Raw genomic sequence first — 23980 nt, 5'->3', positions numbered from 1 at the left:
CGAACGGTCATGATTACCATAGTCGGTCTGGGGGCAGGTGACCCCGCTGCTTTGTCTGCGCGGGCATGGGAAGCATTGCGTTCGGGGCAGCCGGTGTGGCTGCGCACGGCGATACATCCGACGGTGGATGCCCTGCGCGAGGCGGGAATTGCCTTTCAATCGTTTGACGCGCTGTACGAGCGGGCAGAGAGTTTCGACGCCCTCTATGCGCAGATGGTGGAAGAGCTGTTGACGCAGGCGCAGAAGGGGGACATCGTGTATGCGGTGCCGGGGCATCCGCTGGTGGCAGAGGAGAGCGTGCGCCTGCTGCTGGAGCGCGCCCGCGCGCAGGGCGTTGCCGTGCAGGTGGTCGGCAGCAGCAGCTTTCTGGAGCCGACGCTGGAAGCGCTGGGATTGTGCCTTACCGACGGCGTTCAGCTCATCGATGCTCTGAGCGCGACGCGCTTCGTGCCCGACCAGTGGATGCACGTGCTGTATTATCAGGTGTACGACCGTTTTGTGGCATCTGATTTGAAGCTGCTGCTGATGCGCTACTATCCCGAAGACCACCCGGTCGACGTCGTACGCGCAGCAGGTGTGAAAGGGCAGCAGCGGGTGGAGACGATACCTCTTTATCAGCTGGACCGCGTGCCGGTAGACCACCTGACTAGCGTGCATGTGCCACCCCTTGCCCCCGACAGCCGACGCGATTTCGCCGGGCTGGTGCATGTGGTGGCGCGCTTGCGCGGACCCGGAGGGTGCCCCTGGGACCGTGAGCAGACGCACGAGACGCTGCGTCCCTACCTGCTGGAGGAAGCATACGAGGTGCTGGACGCCATCAACACGGGCGACGATGCCAAGCTGTGCGAGGAGCTGGGCGACGTGCTGCTACAGGTGGTGCTGCACGCGCAGCTGGCGCAGGAGGAGAGCCGTTTCGATATTCAGGACGTGGTTTCGTCGCAGTGTGAGAAGCTGGTGCGCCGGCATCCGCACGTGTTTGGCGAGGTGCAGGTGGCGGACAGCGACGAGGTCTTGCGCAACTGGGAGCGCATCAAAGCAGAGGAGAACCGCCATGCGCCGAAGCAGTCGGTGATGGATGGGGTGATTCCGTCACTGCCCGCGCTGGTGTTCGCGATGGAGGTCTCGAAGCGGGCGGTGAAGGTGGGCTTCGAGTGGCCCGACCTGAACGGTGTGCTGGACAAGTTTCGGGAGGAGCAGGAGGAGCTGGCGGAAGCCATTGCGCAGGGAGACAGGTCGCGCATCGAGGCGGAAATCGGCGATTTACTGTTCACGCTGGTGAACATCGCGCGGCATCTGAAGGTAGATGCGGAGCAGGCGTTACACGCGATGGTGCGGCGGTTTATCGGGCGGTTCCAGCAGATGGAGGCGATGGCGCGCGAGCAGGGCAAGCCGCTGGAGCAGCTGAGTTTGGAGGAATGGGACGCCCTGTGGGAAGCCGCCAAGCGCAACTCGCAAGAAGGGAAGTAACCTGCGAGGGTGCCGAAGCGTCCAAAGGGTACTCGGTAGCGCACAGGAGGTCTGCGATGAGGCGTCTGGTGTGGCTGAGTCTCATGGTTCTGGCAGTTGCGTTGTCCGCGGGAGCGCAGAAGCCTGTTCGTCTGCAGCAGGCGGTGCAGTGGCAGGTTGTGCCCGAGCAACGTGTGGTAGAGGTGGGTAATCCGGTGGTGTTCATTCTGGAGGTGCGCAACGTGAGCGGCGCGCCGCTGGAGCTGCGCTTCTCGTCCGGCAAGCAGTTTGACGTGCTGGTCTACAAGCAGGGCGAGTGGAGCGAGCGGTGGCAGTGGAGCCGGGGCAAGGCGTTCACGATGGCATTTTCTTCCCTGCGGTTGAACTTCGGCGAGGTCAGGCGGTTTCGGGTGGAGTGGAACCAGAAAGACAACGACGGCAGGCAGGTACCTCCGGGCGAGTACCGCGTGGAGGCGATACTGCTGCTGGCAGCTCCGCAAGGACGTCGCGAGGAGATAAAGGCTTCCGCGTCCTTCACCATCCGCACGCCGCGTCGTTATGGTAACCTGCGCATCCGCGACATCATCCGGAATCCCGAACGCTGGGCAGGAGAGCAGGTATTTTTGGTGGGACGGAACGAGGGATGGACGCCGGACCCGAACTGCCCGATGTGTGCAGGCGGTCCGCCGGTAACCCGCAGCGACTGGGTCTTGCGCGACGATACAGGGTGCATCTATGTGACCGGCGCTTGGGCACCTGCAAGCACGCGGGGACAAACAGTGTTTGTGGATGGCGCACTACGACGTACCCGAGATGGGCGGATGTACGTAGCGGCGAAGCAGGTATTACCTGCCTCGCATCGTTAGTACGGTATTCGACGCTTCTCTCGTGCCGCGACCACCTCGTGAGAAAAAAGGTATGAAGACATTCGGCTCACCTTGCGTTTCGCCGTTCATGGGGCGGTCGCGGCGGAGGGGAGCCCTCCCAAAGAGCCGCGACTTCTATTTCTTGCCTCGATGTCTCCTCAGCACATACAGGGCGACCGGCGCGGCTCCGGATGCGAACAATACCAGAGTACTTGCGTCCGGGACGGCTGGCGAGCTCTGAGTCACCACATTACCTGGCTGGCGGTTCGGGGTGTTATCTCGCCTGCCGAGCGATTGTGCATCTGCCGCTCGCCAGACCATCAGCAACCCTGCCGCCGCCGCGAGCAAAAGCCACTTTTTCATTGCGAACCCTCTCCTCTCTTACTCCTGTCCGACATCTGCTGATATTCTACAACGCAAGTTGCGTGCCGTTCAAGGGGTTTTGCACGGTTTTGTAAGAAAAAAACATCAGTTTTTTTGCCACTTTTGCTATAAGCACCACGAAATACGCTGGTTCACCACCTTCTATGGTATATCACCCATTCCAGCAACATCACCGCGAGGAGCACTCCTGCCAGCCAGTGCCACCACTCTCGCCGTGCCAGAACCTTCCTGACGCCGGCAGATGTGCCGGTTGACGCGGGAGTACCGTACTGATTCACTGCCAGATCGGTCTCTTCGCGCTGTGCGAGATTCACGGCGAACAGATAGCCTGTCTCCGGGCATCGATAAATACCGGTTTGCACGGTGTCCTCAAAGGGAGCGGTTCCATCCTGCACGCTCATTTCCTTCGTTTTGCCGCTGGGCAGGCGCACTGCTATCCTGTCAAGGTCGCCCGGCACGGGGATAACTGCCAGACCGCCTGCCGGTATCAATCCACGTTCTGCCCCCTCCGACGGCGCAGTTAACCAGCGCAGGGCGTTCAGCATCATCACCGGAAACGCCACGCGCAACGGCAGGTCTGTCGCCCCCACGTCGAAAGTGATGAGCATCCAGCGTTTGTCTGGCTTGGATACGGACACCATCACAGCCCCTTCGCTGACTTCGGCTAAGGTTGCCGTGCCCGCCTGAGGCACAACGGGGGTGACTTTGCTCAGCCGTACCGAAGCGAGGTCGACGTAGCGCATCACAGGATGGGTGTGATTCCAGTCCACCACCACACTGTTCTCTATAGCCTGAAGAGGGACAACAGGGAACCATCGCGGGATGACCCCGACGATTACAGCATGACCAGAAGGAGGGGAGGCGGGCTCTATATTGTCGTAGACCACCACGTCAAATTGGGCGGATGCCTCGGCAGTCGGCGGCGATGTTGTTCTCTGTACGGTGGTGCGAGCATCTAACTGCAGGGCGGTTTCCAGAAAGAGATTACCTTTGCTCACCAGCAATACCTTTAGCGGGCGCACCGGGTGCAGTACGGCGTAAGCGGCGTTGTCGCAGGCGAGGGCGTCGCGTGTGTCCAGCCGAACGCGCAACTCCTCCGGTTGGTCGGCTGGTATCAGCTGGCGGAACAACACGGGAACTTCCGATTTGGCGGGCACTACCACCTCCTGAGCATCTGTCAGATTATCGCCGCGCCAGAGCTCCACCGTGTAACGCTTTTCCCTATTGCTATTATGACGCACCGCCACAAAGAGGTCAAACCGCGCGGGAGCGTCGTGGTCTTCGCGCAGGTCTACCGCCACGATACCTGCGTTCTCCGCACGAGTGCCCACCATATGGTACTGAAGTCGCGCTCTTCCTGTGTCGATATCCCGCGGTTCGGGAAAGCCTCCGTCGGTGAACACTTCAATCGTTGGGGCAGCGAAGGGCGCGAGGATTGCCGAGGCGAGCGCCACCGCTTCTGCCATGTTCACGCCGGTTTCAGCGGGCAGGGCGTTTTTCAGGGCACGCAGCAACTCCGAACGGTTATACGTCAGTCCGCAAAGCACGCGAGGGCGTGCCCCCGCCAGCACGATGGCTGCCTGGTCACCCTGCGGCATTTTCTGGATATACTCTCGCGCCAGAGCCTTTGCCTGTTCGAAACGATTGGGCGCCACGTCGGTTGCCAGCATACTTGCGCTTCCGTCTAGCACCAGCACATGCGCCTCGCCAGAGTAGACCCATGCGCGGGTGTAAGGCTGTGCCACCCCCAGTACCAGTAACAGCGCAGCCAGCAGCTGCACCAGCAACAGCCAGTGCTTGCGCAGCCGTTGCCACGGCACGTTCGCCTGAAAGTCCTGCAATACCTGCGTCCAGAGCAGAACGGCGGGAACCTCCACGCGACGGCGACGCAGGCGCAGGATGTAGAGCGCGACAATCGCGCCGCCAATGGGCAAAAACCATAGCAGGTTCCACGCGGCAAGGAATCTCATGCCAGCACCCCCCTTGTTCGCATCTCCCGCAGCACGAACTGCTCCAGCGGTTGCGAGGTATCCGCCAGCAGGTAGTTGCCGCCGAAGTGTCCGCACAGGGCGGAGGCGTCATTAAAGAGCTGGTGCAGGGCACGCTGGTACAGGTTCAGGGCGTGAGCGGAAAGGCTGACCTCGCGCGCCTCGCCTGTCTCGCTATCCACCAGCAGCAGGTCACCCATCAGGTCGGGATGTAATTCCTGTGGAGTGAGGGTATGGATGAGGGTGAGTTCGTGGCGACGGGAAAGGAGTTGGCGCAGGGCGCCCTGCCAGTGTTCATCCATCAGGTCGGTCAGCAGGTATACCGCCCCGCGGTGTTTCCAGCTGTTGACCACCTGCCGCGCTGCTTCGGCGAGTGCAGTGCTTCGCGCATCGGGTGGGTTGCCCAGAAAGCGCAGCAAAGGAATCAGAGACTGCCTGCCGCGCACCGGGCGCATCCAGAACACACTGCCGTCGGCTATCAGCCCCGCACCCACGCGGTGAAAGCGGCTCAGCGCGATGTAGCCAAGAGCTGCAGCCACCTGCAGAGCAAACAGCAGTTTCGTGGGTTGTCCGAACTGCATGGAGCGGCTGCAGTCCACCAGCAGCAAGACGTAGATATCTTCCTCCTCCACGTATTGCTTCAGATAGAGGCGTTCTAACCTGCCGTAGGCTTTCCAGTCCACGTAGCGCAGGTCGTCTCCGGGCGAATACTCGCGGAAATCGGCGAACTCCACACTGTAACCACGTTTGGGCGAACGATGTTCTCCCTTCCACTGACCCGGCAGTGGCCGCCGGACCAGCAGTTGCAAACGCTGGAGGCGTAGCAGAAACGACGCCTCCAGCAAAGGGTTTTCGGATACGGGGGTCATTTGCGTTTGGCAAGAGCCTTTTTCACCGTGGCTTCAAATTCAGCGAAGGTGTGGTCGCCCAGCATTCTGGCAAACGGTTTGCCGTTACGGTCGTACACTATCGTGTACGGGATTGCCCCGCGCCAATCGCGGTCCACCGCATTGATGAACTTCTCGGAATCGCCCGGTTTCTTGATAAACGCGGGCATTTTCGCTTTCTGCTGCTGCAGGAACTGCGCCACCTTCGCCTCGTCCGCCACATCATCCACCGAGATGACGAGGACATCCACGCCGCGGTTGCGGTAGGTGTTATACAGCTTAACCAGCGCAGGGAACTCAGCGCGGCAGGGCGCACACCATGTTGCCCACAGGTTGACGACCACCACCTTGCCTTTGCGTTTCGCCAGCTCCTTTTTGAAACCGTCGCCGTCTACCTGCGGTACTTTTGCCGCTGCCTGTGCCAGCAGCGCGATGCTCAACAGTACGACGACCGAGCCGAACCGATGTGCGAACACCCTCTCTTACCTCACTCTCTTAATCGTGCATCCGAAGGCTTTGGTTTCCGCGCGAGGCGGGTTCTTTCCTGCCAGCAGCGCGTCCAGGGTATCTCGCAGGTCATGAGAGGTGATGTTTGCCGGGTTCTGGCTGTCGTCGATCCGCCCGTGATAGCGCAGAACGCCATTCGCATCCATGACGAAGATTTCAGGGGTGAACTGCGCGTTGAAGCGGTCGGCAATTTTGTTACCCTCGTCTTTCAGGACAGGGAAGGGGAAGCCATTTTGCTTGGCATGTTCCGCCACTTCTGGGGTCGGCTCGATGACGTTGGAGTTGATGCCGACGAATCGAACGCCCTTTGCCATGTATTCCTGTGCGATGGTACGCATACGCTCATTGTAGGCGTTGGAGATGGGGCATCGGGTGGCGATGAACATGACCACCGTTGCCTTCTGCTTGCGGTCGCCGTATACCGATTCCATCTTGCCGTTATCCGCTCGGGGAAGCTGGAAGTCAGGCACCAGCTGTCCCAGCTGGGCCTTCCAGTTGGCAGAGGCTTGCGCGGAGGGTTGTTGCTTGAGCATCGCCAGCACCTGCTCGCCATGTGCATTGACGTTCACATTGGTAATGACGCTGGCGATTTGTCCCTTCGGATTGATGATGAACGTCACGCGCTGGGCAATCCCCGCCGGGGCGAGCACGCCGTATTGACGTGCAACCTTCCCACCGACATCTGCCAGCAGGGGGAACTGCAGACCTTCTCTGTCGCAAAACTCACGCTTGGACTTCACGTCCTGCGCGCTGATACCGAAAACCTGCACGCCCATCTCTTTGAACTGAGGCAGCGATGCGTTCAGCGAGCGCATCTCCATCGTGCAGCCGGGCGTCATATCTGCGGGATAAAAGGCGAGCACTACCGTCTTACCGCGGTACGCGGAAAGCCGATGCCGTTTACCATCTTGATCCGGTAAAGTAAAGTCGGGTGCAGAGCGTCCCTGAGGCAATGGGTCTGCAAACAGGTTGCCGGTGAACCACAACGCTCCAGTGAAGATGCCCGTCAGCACCAGAACAACTGCCACTGCCTTCTGCCAGCGATGCATAAAACCTCCTCCTTTCACTTCGTGTGTTTTGTTTTTCATACGGCGAGCGAGGATAAACAGGTTCCACCCCAAAACCGCAGGATAAAAAAGCGGCTGCTCTGTCGGCAGCCGCTCGGCGAGGAAGAGCAGGTTAATCTTCCTCCAGTCCCACGTCGCCTCTTCTGCCTCCCAGTCCGCCCATCGTTCCTGCTCCACCGGAGGGTGCCGCGGAGGGACCACTCATCATGGGGCCCGGCGGGCGATAGGCTCCAGAGGTGGGAGCACCAACACCCGGAGGGATACCGGGCGGCATTCCCGGCGGAGCACCGTATCCTCCGTAGGGACCGGTTGGCGCACCATAGGGCATGCCACCACCGGGGCCAGCTCCATAGGGGGCTCCGCCATACGATGGCGCGCCGCCCATTCCGCCCGTACCGGCAGAGGTACTGGCATAGGAAGGCGATACCGGTTGAGGCATCCGGTTATTGCCGATAACGATGAACACCACCACCAGCACGATGCCCAGCGCGATGGTGCCCAGGGTAATGGGGTCGAGCTCAAACCCCTTTCTGGAACTTCGCATCGGGAGACCTCCCTTTCTGGTCGACGGTCGTACCGTACTTCTATTAGCATGTTATCTTGGGGGAAGGCTGTTTGTCAAGGGGTGCTCCGTACGGAGCACCCCTTTGTTCGCTTAATCGTCGCCAATCAAACCGAAGTTGCGCACGAGGATGCCGAAGTCAAAGAGGGTGACCTCCTCATCTCCGTCCAGATCGGCATTGGCGTTCCAGTTGCTGTCGCCCGGCAGACTGCCAAACGCCGCGACCAGCTCGCCGAAATCAAACAGCGTTACTTCGTTATCGCCATCCACGTCGCCGTTGATCAGGCTGAAGTTCACCGTCACATCGCCCCGGATAGCGATTCGTTGTCGGGTTTGTCTCAGCCAGTGCGAGGCTTTGGCAGCGAGGTCGTACGTTCCCTCCAGCGTGGTGCCGAAGGCGTACAGGTTGCCGTCGAGCAGCACAATGTGCGTTTCCACCGGTGTGGTGCTGCCTGGTTCGCGGATTTCAATGGTGACCGAGGTATCGGTCGGGTCTGCGATGTAATCCTGCAGATACACACGCCCGCTGACCACGTGAATGGTTGGAGCAACGTGGAGTGTGCCGGTGCCCTTGCTGGGATTCAGGGGATCGTCCCCGGCGAACTCTACCAGAATCTGGTGCGCCCCGATGGAGGCATCGTTGGGGATGGTGTAAGCCACGCTGGCAACACCGCCGATATTGGTCAGCGCATTGCCGACAACGATACCGTCCACCTTGAATCTAAGCATGCGGTTAATGATCAGCGCACCATCGTGCTTGCGCGTCAGTTTCGCGGTCAGGGTAACGGTTTCGCCTCGCCTGCCGGATACGTTCGAGACAGAGACGACGGTATCGGCGTAGCGGCGGAAGGTGGCTGTGTCTGAGCTGGGATGGTACGTGCTGTCTCCGGCAAACGATGCGCTCATCGGCACGTCACCCAGTATACCGGCGGTCACCGTCCACGTCCGCTTGGCAACGCCGGAGGCGTCGGTAGTCGCAGAGCCAACAGACGAGCCTTCCACGCTGAAGCTCACCGTCTTGCTGGACAACACGGCGTTGTCCGAGACGCGACGCAGTGTTGCCTGCAGAGTTGCCGTTTGTCCGATAGTGCCGGAAGCGTTCTGCAGGTCGAGATAGGTGGTGTATTTGGTGGCTACGGTGTACTGGGGACTGTAGCCCCATGTGCCTGCTACGTCACGCGCAGCAAACTGGATTTTGTTCAGCGTTGCGTTCTGCTGGTTGAAGGGCACGTTGGTAGCGGTGAGGGTCTGGAAAGCGGGGGTGCCATCTGAACCGGTGAGGGTTCCCAGCTGCCAGGTGCTCCACGTGCTGCCGCCATCTTTCGAATAGCGGTAATAGGCTCCAGCGGAGATGCTCAGCCCTGACAGCAAGTCGCGTACCTGCACAGTGCAGGTTGGCGTCAGTCCTGTGCTGCCCACGCTGGTCACAGTGAAGTTCTGCCAGTCCTGCGGGGCGGTGAGGTCGATCTTCACCGTTTTCCAGCCGCTGTCGCTGGAGTTGCCCGCACGGTCGTAGGCGCGGAAATAGACCTGATTTTGCCCGGTGCTGCCTTCCTGATTGAACGGCACGTCCGTTGCGGTGATGCGCTCGAGCGCGGTGGAGCCGTTGGCGGCACTGGTGGTGCACGCGAACGGTCCCCGCGTCCCTGTGGCAGCAGTCCAGTACCAGTAGTACAGTTCGCTGGTGTTCAGCCCTGACAGGGCGTCCTGTACCTGGATAGAGCAGTTCGGCGTCGGGTCGTTCGTCCAGTCTGGTAGAAAGCCCTGCCAGTTGGTGGGGTTGGTACCGTCCACAATCACCGTGCGGGTGACGGAGGCGGTGCCGCCGTTGATGGACTGGATGTCGTAACGGATGCTTTTGGAGCCCTCGGTGGTTCCCTTCAGGCTCCAAACCAGCCGTCGCCAGTAGCCGGCAGGGATGTTGCCCTGATTCATGCTCTCCCTGCTCGCAAAATACACGCTTTCTTCTGCACCGTCCGGGGCGTAGCGCACGTAGGTCAGCCCGTTCAGCACTACACCGGAGGTTAAAAGGTTGATGTCGCCCAGCACTCCGGAGGCGACATAAGAATCCGCGCGTGCCGAGCCGGTCACCTCGAAGTTCACGTTGGGTTTCACCGCCACCGGTGCGGTGAATGTGATGGTGACGTTCGGGGTGACATCGCCGTAAAAGGCGCGCGCCGTCACTGCCCACGCCTGCGTGGAACCCTCGTTCTGGTTATAGGTGTACACCTTGATGCGATAGTTCCCCGCGGTGGCGTTCGCGACATTGATGACCTCTATGTTGTCTCTGGAAGAGACAGACCACCACTCGCCGCTGGCTCCACTAGTGAAAGGCTCTTTGTCCAGGTAGAGGTCCAGGTCGTTCTTGAGCGCAACGCTACCACCAGACGGGGCAGGCGCATCCGGGTACACCAGCACGATGCGCAACAGGGCAGCGTTTTGAGACAGGTTGAAATCGATGGTTTTCAGGCTTCCCGTGCCTCCATTGCTGTCCCACCAGGTGGACCACCAACCGTCTATGTTGTAATGCGACAGCATGCCATCTACCTTGCCTCGTCCCTGAGCCGTGGCGGCGTGCCCCAGGTTAATGGCATTGACGAGGATGGTGGACTTGGTTGCCCAGGCAGGGGTGTTGTAGTGCCCAATGAAGCCTGCTACCAGTCCCGCGACGTGGGGCGCTGCCATGGAGGTGCCGCTCCAGCCGTAGGCGTAGTCGGTATCACTGTCCTTACCGCACGAGTCTATCGAGATGCCCGGAGCGACCACGTCCGGTTTTACACGACCATCTCCGGTGGGTCCGCGTGAGGAAGTGGAGCGCATCTGGTCTAAGGTTCCCACACCATCGTCGTAGATGGAACCTACGGTGAACGCGCCCTTCGCCACGCCCGGCGAGCCAACGGTGCCCTCATTGGGACCCGCGTTGCCCGCAGCTATCACCGGCACGATGTTCTGCCGGAACATCTCATCCACCTTGCGGGAATTGGTGTCCGTGCCGACGAGATAGCTGCCGTCTGCGCCGCCGCTGAAGTTGAACACCTGCCGTCTGTAGCGGGTCTCTCTGCCCTGCATGTCCAGCAAGCCCTGATAAATCGAGTCACCCTGTGAATATCCATCCGAGCGGAACACCTTGCTGAAGATAAAGTCCCAGCCGTCGACGTTGGTATCACGCAATCCGGATGCCGTGCCCCGATAGCGGAACTGTGCTCGTCCCTCACCCATGAAGGTACCGGAGACGTGTGTGCCGTGTCCATGCAGGTCCTCCCACCAGCTGCCCTCATCGGTGCGATTGTAACCCGCAGTGCCTCCAAGGATATTGGCGAAATCCCAGTGCGAGATGCGCACGCCAGTGTCCATCACGCCCACCTTGATAGGGCGGCCGCCCTCGGGGCGTCCGTCATGCTGGTAATGCCACAAGAGGTCGGCATCAATGGATGCCTGCGACTCGGTGTGCATGACGTGCGACGGGCGTATCGGCTCCACGAACAGCACCGCATCCATATCCAGCAGGCGGTTGACGGTAGCGGCGTCCGCAACGACGGCAAGCACGCTCAGTGACGAATCCCACACGCCGGTTTGCGTCACCATGCTGGAGATGACGTCACGTGCTGCTTCATCGGGGGCGAACAGGTTCACGTAGAGCCAGATGCGCTCGCCGCTCTGGTCACCCATAAAGTACAGCAGTTCCGGATCCAGTTTCTGCACCGGATTGGGCTGACCGACCCAGCGCACCTGCGGATGCGCCGCCACGGTGTTCAGCGCGTCTACCGGAATGCGCGCCTGGTAGGCGCGATACGGATAGAACCCATACAGCTCCACCCCGCGCTCCTCCAGCCGCGCCTGCAGTGCGTCGTCCAGCCTGTTGTTGAGCAGGATAAGCGCATACACGGCGGGTTTTGCGCTGGAGCCAAGCGCGGAGAGTTGCGCGGAGCGTTGCTGCGCCAGTCTCACCAGAGCGGGCTGCAGTTTCTCGCCCTCGGGGGGCACATACTCTCCGCTCAAAAACGCCAGTGCGACCTTCTCGCCTTTGGTGCCGAAAGGCAAAGGAAAGCAACCGGCGTCCACCACGCCCTCATTGCCCAGCGCCAGCCCTCCCCGCAGGTACGCCTGACCGACGGGACGGTTAGAGTTGGCTTTCTCGGGGCGGGTGTGTGCCACCGAGGTCTCGTACTGAAGAGGGGGTTGTGTTCCGGGCGCGGCGAGGAGCATATCCAGCGGGCTGCCCGGAAGGAGACAGGAGAACGCTCCCGTGTCCAGATTCGGCTTCCTCGCCTGCTGTGCCAGCAGCGACGGTGACACGCCGAAGAGCAGCAGACTCGCCAACCAAACCGCAGGCAGAAGCCAGTTGCGGTTGTTCTTCATTGAAATTACCTCCCTGTTTTCGGGGCGTCGCTTGCAACTCACCCCGGCACCAGGGGTCAGTATACAGGTCCCTGCCCCCTTGCATCCCGGCATATTCTCCAGGTGGAAACAACTATGCCACTTACTATATATGCATAATCCGTGCCAAAACAGAGGTTTTGCTAAGGCTTCGTGTAAAATTTCACGAAATTTTTGTATAAAAAAGATAGAGGCTTAAAAGATTACCTGAAAATAACATTTTATGTGATAAAGATGACAGTAGACTTCGTGAGGTACGGAAAGGATTCAAGTCGATTTTGGCGAACCACCGGAGTGAAGTGCAGGACAGGGGATAGTCCATGCTAATCTACGTGTGCTTTTCTACCCGGGCGAGTGGCAGTGTGAGATTAAAAAGCTGCCGCCGGGTTTCAAACTGCTGGCATCGACGCCGGAATGCCGGATTCAGGCCATGCGGCATCGGCGTCGCCCAATCGTGAGCGTGCAGTTCCATCCGGAGCAGTATACCGACAGATTTCCGGATGGTAAGCGTATCCTGGAAAACTTCTTCCGAGAAGTGCTGACAGCCCGTTGAGGAGGTGATGTATGCCTGCCATGCAACACAGGGCACTCGTGGGTGCCATCCGATGGGACGCCTGGCATGGTGAACTCAGCGAGGTCGGTAAGTCGGTGGAAAAGACCCTATCTCCTCCGCAGTACCGCTTTCGTTTGCCGTGGTTTGCGCGGGTGCGGAGGGATGGTACCATCCGCATCCGTGGAGACCTTCCAGGCGTGTTGGAACAGGAGATTGTCTACGCGCGCAGGGCTGGACTGGACTACTGGGCGTTTGTCACATATCCGGAAGACCATCCGCTTTCTCTTCCCCTGCGCCGTTTCGTGGACATGACTCCCAAACACGGGTTGCGCTTTTGCAACATCGTGGAGTGGGAGCGTTTTGGCGGACCGGATGAGTATCACCGTATGGTGCGTCGGCTGGTCGGTTATTTTGCCCGACCGCATTACCAGCGCGTGCTGGACAACCGTCCGCTCGTCTATCTGCTGGCGCATGAGAGCCGGTGGGTGTTACAACAGTGGCGAAGCATCGATGCCTTTCAGCGCACCATAGATTCTCTCCGCTCCGTCTCGGTGCGCACCGGAGCAGGCAATCCCTATATCGCGGTGATGTATTTTTCCCCCCACGAGACGGAGCGGATACGTCGTGCGATAGGCGCGGATGCCATCTCTGCATACGCGCTACCCGGCGGCACGCGGGAAGGCGCGCCCTTTGAACTGGCTCTGAAAGAGATGCACCAACTGTGGCAGCAGATGGTAGAGGTCGGTCAGGCAATACCGCTGGTGTCCTGGGGATGGGACCCGCGACCGCGCGTGGATACCCCGGTTCCCTGGTACCAGCCGGGTCCTGAGCACTACAAAACGTTCACCCCCGAGCAATGCGCGCTCGCTTTGAAGGAGGCTCTGGACTTCGTGCGCGCTCATCGCGACCGCTGCGAGGCGGATACGCTTATCGCCTATGCTTGGAACGAGCACGATGAGGGAGGCTGGTTGTGCCCGACACTGGGCGCGAACGGAAAACCAGACACGCGGCGTATAGAGGCGGTAGGCAGGCTGTTGCGCGGAAACTGAACGGACGCGGCAGGGAAACGCCGTGCCTCTGCCCAAATGGCAAGCACAGGAGGGATGCACAGTATGGCACGTGAGGCTTTACAACGCTGGATAGAAGAACACACCGACGAGATGGTCGTCGATTTGCGCGCGCTGTTGCAGTGCGAAAGCGTCAAAAGCGAGCCGCTGCCGATGGCGCCTTTTGGGCTGGGCGTTCGTGCGGCATTCGATACCCTGCTGGAGCTGGGCGGGCGTTACGGCTTTCGAGTAAAGGACTACAATGGATACGCACTGCATCTGGAAATCGGCGAAGGGGACGAGATTGTCGGCACACTCAGCCATGTGGATGTGGTGCCGCCGGGCAACGGCTGGAGCGTTCCACCCTTTGAGGGGGTGCTGCGCGACGGATATATCTATGCACGCGGAGCGCAGGACGACAAGGGTCCCACCATCGCGGTGCTTTACGCGGCGCGAGCCATCCGGGAACTGGGCTTGCCGGTGCGCCGACGCATCCGCCTGATTGTGGGCGGAGATGAGGAAAGCGGCTGGGAGTGCATGAGATACTATTTCCAGCATGAACCGGAGCGACCGTGCTGCGGCTTTACGCCGGATGGCGGCTGGCCGCTCATCTACGCCGAAAAGGGTATTGTGAATCTGCAGATAGAAAAGAGCGCGTCTCCCGCAGAACAGCTGCCACGCATCGTCTGGGCGCGCGGCGGTGAGCGTCCAAATATGGTCCCTGACCGGGCGGAAGCCTTTCTGGAAGCGAAAGGCGAACAGATCGACGCCATCCAGTGCGCGCTGGCAGGCATCGAGGACATCGTAACCACCTCGGAGGACAGGGGGGTGCTGGTGGTGGCGCGGGGCAAATCGGCGCACGGCAGCTCTCCCAATGAGGGCGTGAACGCCGTGACGAAACTGCTCAGCGCGCTGGAGCTGCTGGGGTTGCCTGAAAACCGCCACTGGCTGAGCACCCTGCGCGAGTGGGCACAGAGCACCGACGGCGCCGCTATCGGCATCGCGCACAGCGACGAGGCCTCCGGTGCGCTGACCGCCAATCTCGGCGTCTTCGATTATAACGGCGCGCGGGTGCAGTGCACCATCAACGTGCGCTACCCGGTCACATGGACGCTGGACGCGCTGCTGGAGAGGCTGAAAGCCGTCATAGAGCCGCAGGGGTTCGCCCTGACGAACCATTTTGGGATTGCGCCGCTGTACATACCGCTGGAGACTCCCTTTCTGCAGACCATCCTGCGCGTGTACCGCGAGGAGACTGGCGACGATAAGCCTCCCCAAACGATGGGCGGCGGTACCTACGCCCGTGCCACACAGAACATCGTGGCCATCGGCACGGGATTTGAGGGCGACGGCGCGGCGCATGAACCCGACGAGCGCATCGCGGTGAGCACGCTGCAGAAAATCACGCTCATCTACGCACGTATCCTCTACGAACTGGCACAGTAGAAAGGGCAAACCATGCAAGCGGTGTGTTTAACCAGTATCAGGAGGGTGGAGTGCCTCTCCGCATCCGAGCCGTCGTTGCAGGCAGGCGACGCGCTGGTAAGAGTGCTGCAGGTGGGCATCTGCGGTTCCGACCTGCACCTGTTCCGCGACGGGGCGATTGGCGAAGCGCGGGCATCACTGCCTTTCGTGCTGGGACACGAGGCGATGGGCGTGGTAGAGGAGGTTACCTCCCCCGAATATGCGCACCTTGTGGGCAGACGGGTGGCGATAGAGCCGGCGATACCCTGTCTGCGCTGCGAGTTCTGCCTGCGCGGTGACCTGAACCTGTGTCCGAACCACTTCTTTCTCGGTTTGCCTCCTGAGGCAGGGGCGATGCAGGAGTTCATCGCCCATCCCGCGCACCTGCTGGAGCCGCTGCCCGACAGCCTCAGCGATGCAGAGGGAGTACTGCTGGAACCGCTGGCGATTGCACTCCATGCGGTGGACCTGGGCAAGCTGCGCACAGGGAGGTCGGCAGCGATACTGGGTTGCGGCACGCTGGGGTTGTGTGTGCTCATGGTGTTGAAGCAGATGGGCATCCATCCGATATTCTGCACAGACGTGCTCGGTTACCGGCTAAAACTGGCGCACGAGCTGGGAGCAGACGAAGCGGTCCACGCCGCACAGGCAGACGTGGTGGCGGAGGCGCGACGTTTCACCGGCGGCAGAGGCTTTGACTACGTCTTCGAGTGTGCGGGAGTAGATGATACGCAGTGGCAAACAGCGCAGATAGCCGCCCCCGGCGCGAAATGTATGATGATAGGAACCAATCCGACAGGACATGTTCGGCTGGAAGGCTCCGCCGCGCGTCGCAAGGGCTTGAGCATCCTGATGGTGCGCCGTTCGCGGTTGACCCTGCAGCGGGCGATGCGGCTGGTGCTACAGGGCAGGGTTCCCCTTGCCCGTTTGGCGACGCACACTTTCCCGAAGGAACAGTGTCAGCAGGCGTTCGAGACCGCGTTTCATTATCAGGACGGCGTGGTGAAAGCGTTCGTGCAGATGCATTCTGAGTAATACGGTATAATGGATGAGGTGAAAGTGGATGGCATTCACGGTTGAGGATTTCCGCGATTTACTGGAGATACTGCGCCAGCGACCGGAGTGGCGGGCGGAGCTGCTTGGCGCACTGCTGGGTGACGAATTCCTGTCGTTACCCCAGCAGGTTCGTGAGCTTATCGAAGCGCAGAAACGCACCGAAGCCGAAATTGCTGCCCTTTCCGCAGAAGTACGCGCCCTGGCACAGGCACACCGTCGCCTCGAGGAGCAGTTTGCCTCTTACCGCGAGGAGACAGACCGTCGTTTCGCGGAACTGGCAGCAGAGGTTCGTGCTTTAGCCGAGGCGCAGCGTCGCACGGAGGAGGAGTTCGCACGGTACCGCGCCTACGCAGAAGAGCGTTTCAACCGTCTGGAGCAAGCGATCCAGGAACTCGCGGAGGCGCAGCGTCGCACGGAGGAGGAGTTCGCACGATACAGGCAACAGACAGATGCTCGCCTAGACCGACTGGAGCGAGGGCAGCAACGTCTGGAAGTGGCTTTCGAACGTCTGCAGAAAGAAGTGCGCAACCTGTCCAACACGATAGGTATGACCGTTGAGGATGAGGCGGAAGACATGGTGGGGTGGGTGTTAAAAAAGCGCGGCTATGTCATCCACAAGTCGGTGCAATCCGCTCTCATCAACGGCGAGGTTGATGTCATCTTGCGGGCGACCGATCCAAACGGTCAGGACGTAACGGTAGTCGTGGAGGTGAAGCACCGCCTCGGCACAAAAGATGTCTATCGCTGGGCGCAGCGGGTGCAGTCCAGGAACTATCAGCGCAGGCTGCAAGAGTCAGGTTATACTCCGCCTTACCTTCCTTATGTGTTCGCCATGCGTTTCGACGAACCGACTGTCGAGGTAGTCCGTGCCGTGGGCATCGGTCTGGTGAACCATCGCGGAGAACAGGTGGAAGGCACTCTATTGGTCTCCGGTAGGGCGACGCGCTGAGGTGTTACCGTACGAGACGTGGCAAATAGCACTGGCATCTGCGGCTGCTTTCCTTATCGGTGTCTCCAAAACGGGTGTGCCGGGTATCGGTATTCTGGTGGTTCCGTTGCTAGCTGCCGCCTTTGGAGGTAGAGCTTCCGTTGGCACTATGCTTCCCATGCTCATCGTGGGTGACATCTTTGCGGTACGGTGGTACCGTCAACATACGCAATGGAAACGTCTCGTCGAGCTTATCCCATGGGTGCTGGTGGGCATGGCGCTGGGGGCGTATGTGCTATGGCGTTTGGGGGAAATGCCCACCAGCCGCGACCTGCTGGAGCCAATCATCGGTACGCTGGTGCTGGTGATGCTGGCGATACACCTGCTGCGCCAGCGGTGGGGAGAGCGTCTGTCACCCCACTCCCCTGTGGGTATCGCCTCCACCGGTACCGCCGCGGGATTTGCGACCACTGTCTCTAATGCCGCAGGTCCCATCATGGGTATCTACCTGACGAGCCTGCGGCTGCCCAAAGAGCAGTTCATGGGCACTTCGGCATGGTATTACTTTGCAGTGAACCTCTCCAAACTGCCGGTATTCATCGTACTGAGCCTGATAAACCCTGAAAAGCCCATCATCACTGTGCGAAGCCTGCTGTTCAACGTGACGGCGATACCGGTGATTGTGGCGGGGGTATATGTGGGCAGGTGGTTGCTGCCGCGCATCCCACAGAAACTGTTCGACGAAGTGGTTCTGATACTGGCGGCAATCGCTGCCGTCAAGTTAATTATTGGCTGAGGAGGAGAAACATGGTTGTTCCCACCGATGGGATGGTCATTACTCAGGATACCGTGCTCGAGCCGGGTGTGTACTACCTGCCGAACGGCATCACCCTTGCTGCCGATGGTGTGACGCTGGACGGCAACGGAGCGATTCTGGTCGGCAACAACCGCACTGGGGTAGGCGTGCGTGTGGAAGGACGGCAGGGCGTGACCATCAAACGGCTGCACCTGCGCGAGTACTATCACGGCATCCGCGCTACCGACTGCAAGTCGCTGACTATCACCGCCTGTCAGGTCACTTCCACTGCAGAAGTGGAACCCAATACCATCTTTCTCGACATCTGGCTGCCTGTGGAAAAAGCTTATGGCGGGGGTATCCTGCTGTGCCGGGTGGAGGAGAGCCTGATTGCCGACAACGACCTGCAGCACCAGATGACCGGCTTGCTGGCTTACCATTGTCGCCATCTGACCGTGCGAGGCAACGTCGCCAACTACTGCAGCGGCTTCGGGTTCCACCTGTATGACACCAGTGACAGCCTGTATGAGCACAACTATGCAGACTTCTGCTGCCGCTATGAGCCGCGCGGGGAGCGCTACGGACACATGGGCGCGGATGCCACGGGCTTCCTGATAGTCTACAAATCCTGCCGAAACATCTTCCGGCGTAACTATGCCCGTCTGGGGGGCGACGGCTTTTTCCTTGCGGGCATGACCCCACAAATGGAACTGGTTGGCTGCGATGACAACCTGTTTGAGGAAAACGACGGCTCTTATAGCCCCAACATCGCCTTTGAAGCCACCTTCAGCCGCGGCAACGTGTACCGCAACAACTTCGCCAACTACTGCAACTATGGCTTCTGGCTGGGCTTTTCGCGCGAGTTCGTGATAGAGGACAACCGCATGTTGCACAACCGGCAGGCGGGCATCGCGGTGGAAAACGGCGTGGGGTTTACCGTGCGGCGCAACACGTTTCAGGCGTGCGGACATGGTATCCTGCTCTGGAGCAAGTATGTGCCCGAGTTTGCCCGCTCCGCCCCGCAGAACGATACCAGCTGCGAGTGGCTCATCGAGGAGAACATCTTCACGCGCTGTGGCAAGGGAGTGCGTATCGCGGCGAACCAGGACCACGGCATCCGTCCGCTGGAGGTCAAAGAAGGGGAACCAACCGCACCGCGCCCGCACGACCACACCATCCGCAAAAATGAGTTTCAGGAGAACCGCGTCGGTATCGAGCTGGTCAACGCCGATCGCACAGTGATTACCGAGAACCTGATGCACCGCAACGTGGAGGCAAACGTCCGTCTGGACGACGCGCAGGAAACCATCCTGCAGTTCAACGTAGGCTACGCGGGGGGATATTTGTGACACGGTCGCAACCCTCTCTTTGACGCAGCACTGTGCGGAGCGACCTGTGCGCGGGTAGGGGGTTGGCGCCGCGCGAGTCGTGCCCTCCCGCGGCTCTTGACAAATTCGTGCAATTTTGCAATCATAATGCAAAATCGCATCGAGGCGTGTGTATGGAGTATCTGCCGAGAGGTCTCGAACCAGTTTTGCAACGGGCGGCGCGTGAGTTTCCGGCGGTCGTACTCACAGGGGCACGGCAAACTGGCAAAACAACCCTGCTCAAGCACCTGTTCGGCGACCGCTACCGGTACGTTTCCCTCGAAACCCCGGATGTCCTAGCTGCTGTTCGATCCGACCCGCGCGGTTTTCTGCAGTTGTATGCGCCTCCGCTCATTCTGGATGAGGTGCAGAACGCTCCTGAGCTCTTGCCGTATATCAAGGAGGATATTGACTCGCATCGCGAGCGGAAGGGACAATACATCCTAAGCGGCTCGCAAAACCTGCTCATGATGCAGCGTGTCTCTGAAACGCTGGCGGGGCGGTGTGCCATACTGCAACTGATGCCTTTCTCCTTCGCCGAGAGAAAGGGGGAACCGCAAACTGATTTCATCTGGGAAAGGGAGCCGTCTGCGGAGCCAGCTGCATTTTCCATCGCACAGTGGTGGCAGTGGTTCCTGCGCGGAAGCTACCCTGAAATCGCTCTGGATGAGCAACGCGATCTCACCCTGTGGTATGCCAGCTACGTACAGACCTACCTGGAGCGTGATGTGCGCGCTTTGCGCCAGGTGGGCGATTTATTGTCCTACCAGACCTTCCTGCGTGTGCTGGCGGCTCGCAGCGGGCAGCTGCTCAACTTGTCGGATATTTCGCGCGACCTGGGAATATCGGTCAACACCGCGAAGGCGTGGTTGTCGGTACTGGAGGCAACCCATCAGGTAATTGTGCTGCGCCCCTACCACGAAAACGTTGGCAAGCGACTGGTTAAAACGCCCAAAGTGTATTTCGTGGATACAGGGTTGTTGTGCTATCTGGTGGGATTGCGCTCGGTGGAGCACGCCATCGCCAGTCCCATAGCAGGGGCGATTGTGGAGACGGCGGTGATTTCAGAGGTAGTGAAACGGCTCTGGCACCGCGGGGAAGAGCCCCGTGTAACGTTCTGGCGTACCGCCTCTGGGCAAGAGGTAGACCTGCTGTTAGAGCAGGACGGCAAGCTCGTTCCGATAGAGGTGAAGGCAACTGCTACCCCTCGCCCGGGGATGGCATCGGGGTTACAGGCTTTCCTGCGCGATTACCCGCACCGTGCGGACAGAGGCTGGCTGGTGCATCTGGGCACCCATGTGCTTCCGCTTGCGCCGGGGGTGACGGCGGTGCCGCTGGAGATGGTGTAACAGGTGCATCGCAATGCAGCAACCCTCGTAAAAAACCTTGAAATTTTCAAACAGTTTATCGCTTAACCATCGTGCATCAGTGCGCACTTGCGGTGCATAATACCCGCAAAACACGACGTCACACTAAGGAGGAACAACGTCATGAACCGTGTTCGCAAACGCTTCTTGACCAAACCCCTCGCATTGGCTCTTTCTGTCGTATTCCTGCTTACAAAAGCGGCGGGGGGGTAACCGCGCTTAGTAGTATCCTCGCGGCAGCTGCCTCGCTGGGGATTATCCTCGCCAACACCGTCTCCGCTTATGCCACTCAACTGCACCTCCATGCCAACTATACGCTGGCAACCGCCGTCATGGCGTCACAGGTGCTTCCACCTGCCCCGGACGATGGTGACGCCGCGGGTTCCGGTTCGGGGCACTCGTGGCAGGCAAGTGTGGCAGGCATCAACGCCGTCTCCCGAGCAAAGCAGACGGACATTCCTCTGGTGAGCTGGCGAGCACGTGGGGGGCTACCGGTATCGTTTAGCCTGCACCACAATAGCAAGGCAGCGTATACCAACCCTGCCATCGGCGCCAAGTGGAGCCACACCTATGATACGCATCTGAACGTCCACCCCCAGCAGAACCGTGCTGTCGTGGTGTGGGGGCATCAAACCATACAGCTGTTCGACCTGCAGGGCGGACAGTGGGTTCCGCGTGATGGCTATCGCGACCGACTATCTGCTTCGGGAAACAGCTACGCGCTCACCCTGAAGTCGCAGGTGCGGCTGGAGTTCGAACCCACCAATGTGATTAACCACTATCGGCTTTCTCGCATCGTAGACACTAACGGCAACGCCATTGCCCTTACCTACGATTCCAATGGGCTGCTAACCCAAGTCAGCGACCCATCGGGGCGGGCGATTCAACTCCAGTATACCGGCAATAAACTGACGGGTGTGCGCTTTGCCGTTGGCGAGTGGAGGGGTATGTCGCGTATGAGATGCACTGGGTGTATGACGCGGCAGGCAACCGGGTGCAACAGGTGCGGGATGGCGTGGTCACGAACTACACTTACGATGATGACAACCGGTTGCTGAGTGCGGGTTCGGTCACCTATGCGTGGGATGCCAACGGTAACATGGTGTCGCGCACGGTGGATGGCGTGACCATCACCTTTGGCTACGACGAGGAGGACCGCCTGCAGCGAATTGTTCGCTCAGTAGCAGGTCAAATGATTTTCACGCACCTTTATAACTATGACGGTCTCGGGCGCCGGTTCTTCCGGTGGGTAAGCGACTCGGGTGCGTCTCGTTCGGTTGTTTACCGCTTCGCGGGGGACGCGCTGCTTCGCGAGCAGTGGAATAACCCCAACCCAAACAACCATCTGATGATGGACTGGAAGTATACCTGGGCGGGGGGCATGGTGAACGCGGTAAACATCCTGTGGGGCGACCAGTGGTGGAGTGGCGGTGACCGTCTGGGTTCGGCGCGGGTACACACCGACGAAACTGGCGGTTGGGTGACCTACATCGGTTACTTCACCGCCTTTGGGGAGCGGCTGGACGCCGGTTTCCGCACGGCATACACCTTAGCCGGCGATTGGGGCTACCGCGACGATGGGGATGCGGGGCTGCTATATATCGGGGCGCGCTACTATGAGCCGGCGGTGGGTCGCTGGACGAGCGCGGACAAGTGGTTGGGGGATATCTATCGCCCGCTGTCGCTCAACCGGTATCTGTATTGCGAAGATGACCCGGTTAACAGCGTAGATCCCACAGGCAGGCGGCCTAATAGGCTATGGCCATGGCTTCGTGGTATAAGCATCGCTGTAACTATTGGCATCCTTGCCATACTGGCTGCAAGAGAGTTTGCGGAGTGGATGGGGTCGAAAGAGCGGGAGGAGGGACACTCTTGGGGAGGAGTGTATGGTAGAAGCCACGAACACCAGATTAGGATGATGGAACGGCTGAGTGACCCTGATTACAAGGGACCGTGAAAGGAGGGGAGGAGCAGGCTTTTCCCAGCAGGCTGAAGAGCCGGGCAGTGAATGCTGTGCATCTTTGAAGCCTGCTTCTCCTTAATGTCGTGAACTGTATCATATAGGCTAGGTGCTGAGTCTGTCCAGAAGAAAATTCGTTTTACTCTCAAGCGGTAACCTCTGCAACTGAAAAAGAGATTCGGAAGAGGAGGTATCGCAATGAAAGGCAATGCCTGTGACACGTTGAGAGGGGCTGTATTAACCGCAGTCCTGATGTTGCTGTTGGCACTCACCGTCGAACATGCATATCAGCTCCGCGCAGTTTGGACACAACGGAAATTTTCTGACAGTATATATACATACTCTGCAATCATGCAACGGTCTTTGGAGATGGAACGGCGAGGACACTACAAAGAGGCGATAGATGGTTATCTTTCGGCGTTGCCACATACCGGAAACCTGCCTTCTGATTTAAGTTTACGTGCGCAAATCGCAGTTTATAACCGCATCGGCGCGTGTTACCTGCACACAGGCGACCTTGAAGGGGCGTCCCAGGCGTTTCGCAAATCCGCGGACCTGGGAGACACCAAATACGCACCCTCCAAGCTGGCTGAGATTAAGAGCAAATTGTCGGAAATACAACGAGAGCAGTCTACGCAGAGGTGAGACTTATGGCGTTACAGATGGCTGAGCTGGGGGTATTGTTGATTGCCGCGGTACTGCTACTGACATCCGCCGCATGGCACATCCGTGAGCGTGCTTCTTTACACGACCCGAAGATGGTAAGGGCTATCTGGGGCGATGTTCTCACTGCTGCGTCTCTGGCCGGCTACGTGGTGGTCAGGCTGGCCGAAGGAATCCCGCTCTATGCGTCGCAGCTTCCCCTGCTGACTGCGTTTATTGGTTTAACCCTCAGTGGGTCGCATGTCTGCATATGGAACGACCGCGAACGCAATACATGGTTCTCTGGTTTCCTGCAGGGGGTATCGGTCACGCTCTTTGTTGCAGTGGCTTTACTCGTGTTTACGTCGATGCGATAGAACGATCCATGTTCGCTATCGTGAGGACATCCCGAGGAGGACTAAAATGATACACGTGTCGAAAAAACAGAGCGTCTCGTATTGTTTGATAGAATGGGTAGCAGCCATGATTGGCATCATCGCTGGCAACTTCATTGGTGCGCACTTCTTTCCATCCTATAACAATCCATTCTTTGACGACTGGGATGGGATAGCAATCGTGATAGGCTTTCCGACGATGATGTTTTATTTGTTGCGATGGCGCAAAGGTGGACATCTGAGAGATGCTGAAGCGTTCTGGGGGCGAATTGCCCGCTGGCGACGTCGTTTGAGCGACTGAGCGACTGTCACAACCGAAGCC

At 59.5% G+C, this 23980-nt stretch carries 22 protein-coding genes; 15 read left to right on the top strand and 7 right to left on the bottom strand.

Annotated elements, in window-relative coordinates; translation table 11 throughout:
* Positions 1-9: 9 nt before the first annotated feature.
* A complete protein-coding gene (gene mazG, locus K6U75_04265; GenBank protein ID MCL6474255.1) occupies positions 10-1467 on the top strand; it encodes a nucleoside triphosphate pyrophosphohydrolase in 1458 nt (485 codons plus the stop codon).
* Positions 1468-1523: 56 nt separating this feature from the next.
* On the top strand, positions 1524-2312 hold the full coding sequence (locus tag K6U75_04260) for a hypothetical protein (GenBank protein ID MCL6474254.1): 789 nt from the start codon (positions 1524-1526) through the stop codon (positions 2310-2312).
* Between the two features lie 135 nt (positions 2313-2447).
* Here the strand turns inward: K6U75_04260 and K6U75_04255 are convergent, their stop codons facing one another.
* The 7 genes from K6U75_04255 to K6U75_04225 form a co-directional block, all read right to left on the bottom strand.
* Positions 2448-2675, bottom strand: a complete 228-nt coding sequence (locus K6U75_04255; GenBank protein MCL6474253.1) for a hypothetical protein — start codon at positions 2673-2675, stop codon at positions 2448-2450.
* Between the two features lie 152 nt (positions 2676-2827).
* Complete coding sequence (locus K6U75_04250) at positions 2828-4666, bottom strand: VWA domain-containing protein (GenBank protein ID MCL6474252.1); 1839 nt, start codon at positions 4664-4666, stop codon at positions 2828-2830.
* The gene (locus K6U75_04245) at positions 4663-5553 is read right to left on the bottom strand and encodes a DUF58 domain-containing protein (protein MCL6474251.1); all 891 of its coding nucleotides are present in this window, start codon (positions 5551-5553) and stop codon (positions 4663-4665) included. Before K6U75_04245 ends, K6U75_04250 begins: the two co-directional genes overlap by 4 nt.
* Positions 5550-6047 (bottom strand): TlpA family protein disulfide reductase, encoded by a 498-nt coding sequence (locus K6U75_04240; protein ID MCL6474250.1) that lies wholly within the window; start codon positions 6045-6047, stop codon positions 5550-5552. Before K6U75_04240 ends, K6U75_04245 begins: the two co-directional genes overlap by 4 nt.
* Positions 6048-6053: 6 nt before the next feature.
* On the bottom strand, positions 6054-7127 hold the full coding sequence (locus K6U75_04235) for a redoxin domain-containing protein (protein MCL6474249.1): 1074 nt from the start codon (positions 7125-7127) through the stop codon (positions 6054-6056).
* Positions 7128-7257: 130 nt separating this feature from the next.
* Positions 7258-7689 carry a hypothetical protein gene (locus tag K6U75_04230; protein MCL6474248.1) on the bottom strand — a complete coding sequence of 144 codons (432 nt, stop codon included), beginning with the start codon at positions 7687-7689 and terminating at the stop codon, positions 7258-7260.
* A gap of 111 nt (positions 7690-7800) precedes the next feature.
* On the bottom strand, positions 7801-12066 hold the full coding sequence (locus K6U75_04225; GenBank protein MCL6474247.1) for a S8 family serine peptidase: 4266 nt from the start codon (positions 12064-12066) through the stop codon (positions 7801-7803).
* Positions 12067-12397: 331 nt separating this feature from the next.
* Here K6U75_04225 and K6U75_04220 point away from each other — a divergent pair, with 331 nt between their 5' ends.
* The 13 genes from K6U75_04220 (at position 12398) to K6U75_04160 (ending at position 23959) form a co-directional block, all read left to right on the top strand.
* On the top strand, positions 12398-12637 hold the full coding sequence (locus tag K6U75_04220; protein ID MCL6474246.1) for a hypothetical protein: 240 nt from the start codon (positions 12398-12400) through the stop codon (positions 12635-12637).
* A gap of 11 nt (positions 12638-12648) precedes the next feature.
* Positions 12649-13686 carry a hypothetical protein gene (locus K6U75_04215; protein MCL6474245.1) on the top strand — a complete coding sequence of 346 codons (1038 nt, stop codon included), beginning with the start codon at positions 12649-12651 and terminating at the stop codon, positions 13684-13686.
* 63 nt (positions 13687-13749) lie between these two features.
* A complete protein-coding gene (gene pepV / locus K6U75_04210) occupies positions 13750-15129 on the top strand; it encodes a dipeptidase PepV (protein MCL6474244.1) in 1380 nt (459 codons plus the stop codon).
* A gap of 12 nt (positions 15130-15141) precedes the next feature.
* Positions 15142-16182, top strand: a complete 1041-nt coding sequence (locus tag K6U75_04205) for an alcohol dehydrogenase catalytic domain-containing protein (GenBank protein MCL6474243.1) — start codon at positions 15142-15144, stop codon at positions 16180-16182.
* Positions 16183-16210: 28 nt separating this feature from the next.
* Positions 16211-17152: a YraN family protein gene (locus K6U75_04200; GenBank protein MCL6474242.1), complete on the top strand. Its 942-nt coding sequence runs from the start codon at positions 16211-16213 to the stop codon at positions 17150-17152.
* A gap of 1 nt (position 17153) precedes the next feature.
* The gene (locus tag K6U75_04195) at positions 17154-17927 is read left to right on the top strand and encodes a sulfite exporter TauE/SafE family protein (protein MCL6474241.1); all 774 of its coding nucleotides are present in this window, start codon (positions 17154-17156) and stop codon (positions 17925-17927) included.
* A gap of 11 nt (positions 17928-17938) precedes the next feature.
* Positions 17939-19276: a right-handed parallel beta-helix repeat-containing protein gene (locus tag K6U75_04190; GenBank protein MCL6474240.1), complete on the top strand. Its 1338-nt coding sequence runs from the start codon at positions 17939-17941 to the stop codon at positions 19274-19276.
* Positions 19277-19428: 152 nt separating this feature from the next.
* Positions 19429-20643 (top strand): ATP-binding protein, encoded by a 1215-nt coding sequence (locus K6U75_04185; GenBank protein MCL6474239.1) that lies wholly within the window; start codon positions 19429-19431, stop codon positions 20641-20643.
* A gap of 92 nt (positions 20644-20735) precedes the next feature.
* Positions 20736-21719: a DUF6531 domain-containing protein gene (locus tag K6U75_04180; GenBank protein MCL6474238.1), complete on the top strand. Its 984-nt coding sequence runs from the start codon at positions 20736-20738 to the stop codon at positions 21717-21719.
* Entirely contained in the window at positions 21656-22618 is a 963-nt protein-coding gene (locus K6U75_04175; protein ID MCL6474237.1) for an RHS repeat-associated core domain-containing protein, read from the top strand. Before K6U75_04180 ends, K6U75_04175 begins: the two co-directional genes overlap by 64 nt.
* Before the next feature lie 201 nt (positions 22619-22819).
* Positions 22820-23266 carry a hypothetical protein gene (locus K6U75_04170; GenBank protein MCL6474236.1) on the top strand — a complete coding sequence of 149 codons (447 nt, stop codon included), beginning with the start codon at positions 22820-22822 and terminating at the stop codon, positions 23264-23266.
* A gap of 5 nt (positions 23267-23271) precedes the next feature.
* Complete coding sequence (locus K6U75_04165; GenBank protein ID MCL6474235.1) at positions 23272-23640, top strand: hypothetical protein; 369 nt, start codon at positions 23272-23274, stop codon at positions 23638-23640.
* A 46-nt stretch (positions 23641-23686) separates the two neighbouring features.
* Positions 23687-23959: a hypothetical protein gene (locus K6U75_04160; GenBank protein MCL6474234.1), complete on the top strand. Its 273-nt coding sequence runs from the start codon at positions 23687-23689 to the stop codon at positions 23957-23959.
* Positions 23960-23980: the final 21 nt, after the last annotated feature.

This window comes from Bacillota bacterium (genome assembly GCA_023511455.1).
GTDB lineage: Bacteria > Armatimonadota > HRBIN16 > HRBIN16 > HRBIN16 > HRBIN16.
The sequence above is the reverse complement of the archived record's forward strand: the minus strand, read 5'-3'. Positions and strand labels throughout refer to the sequence as shown.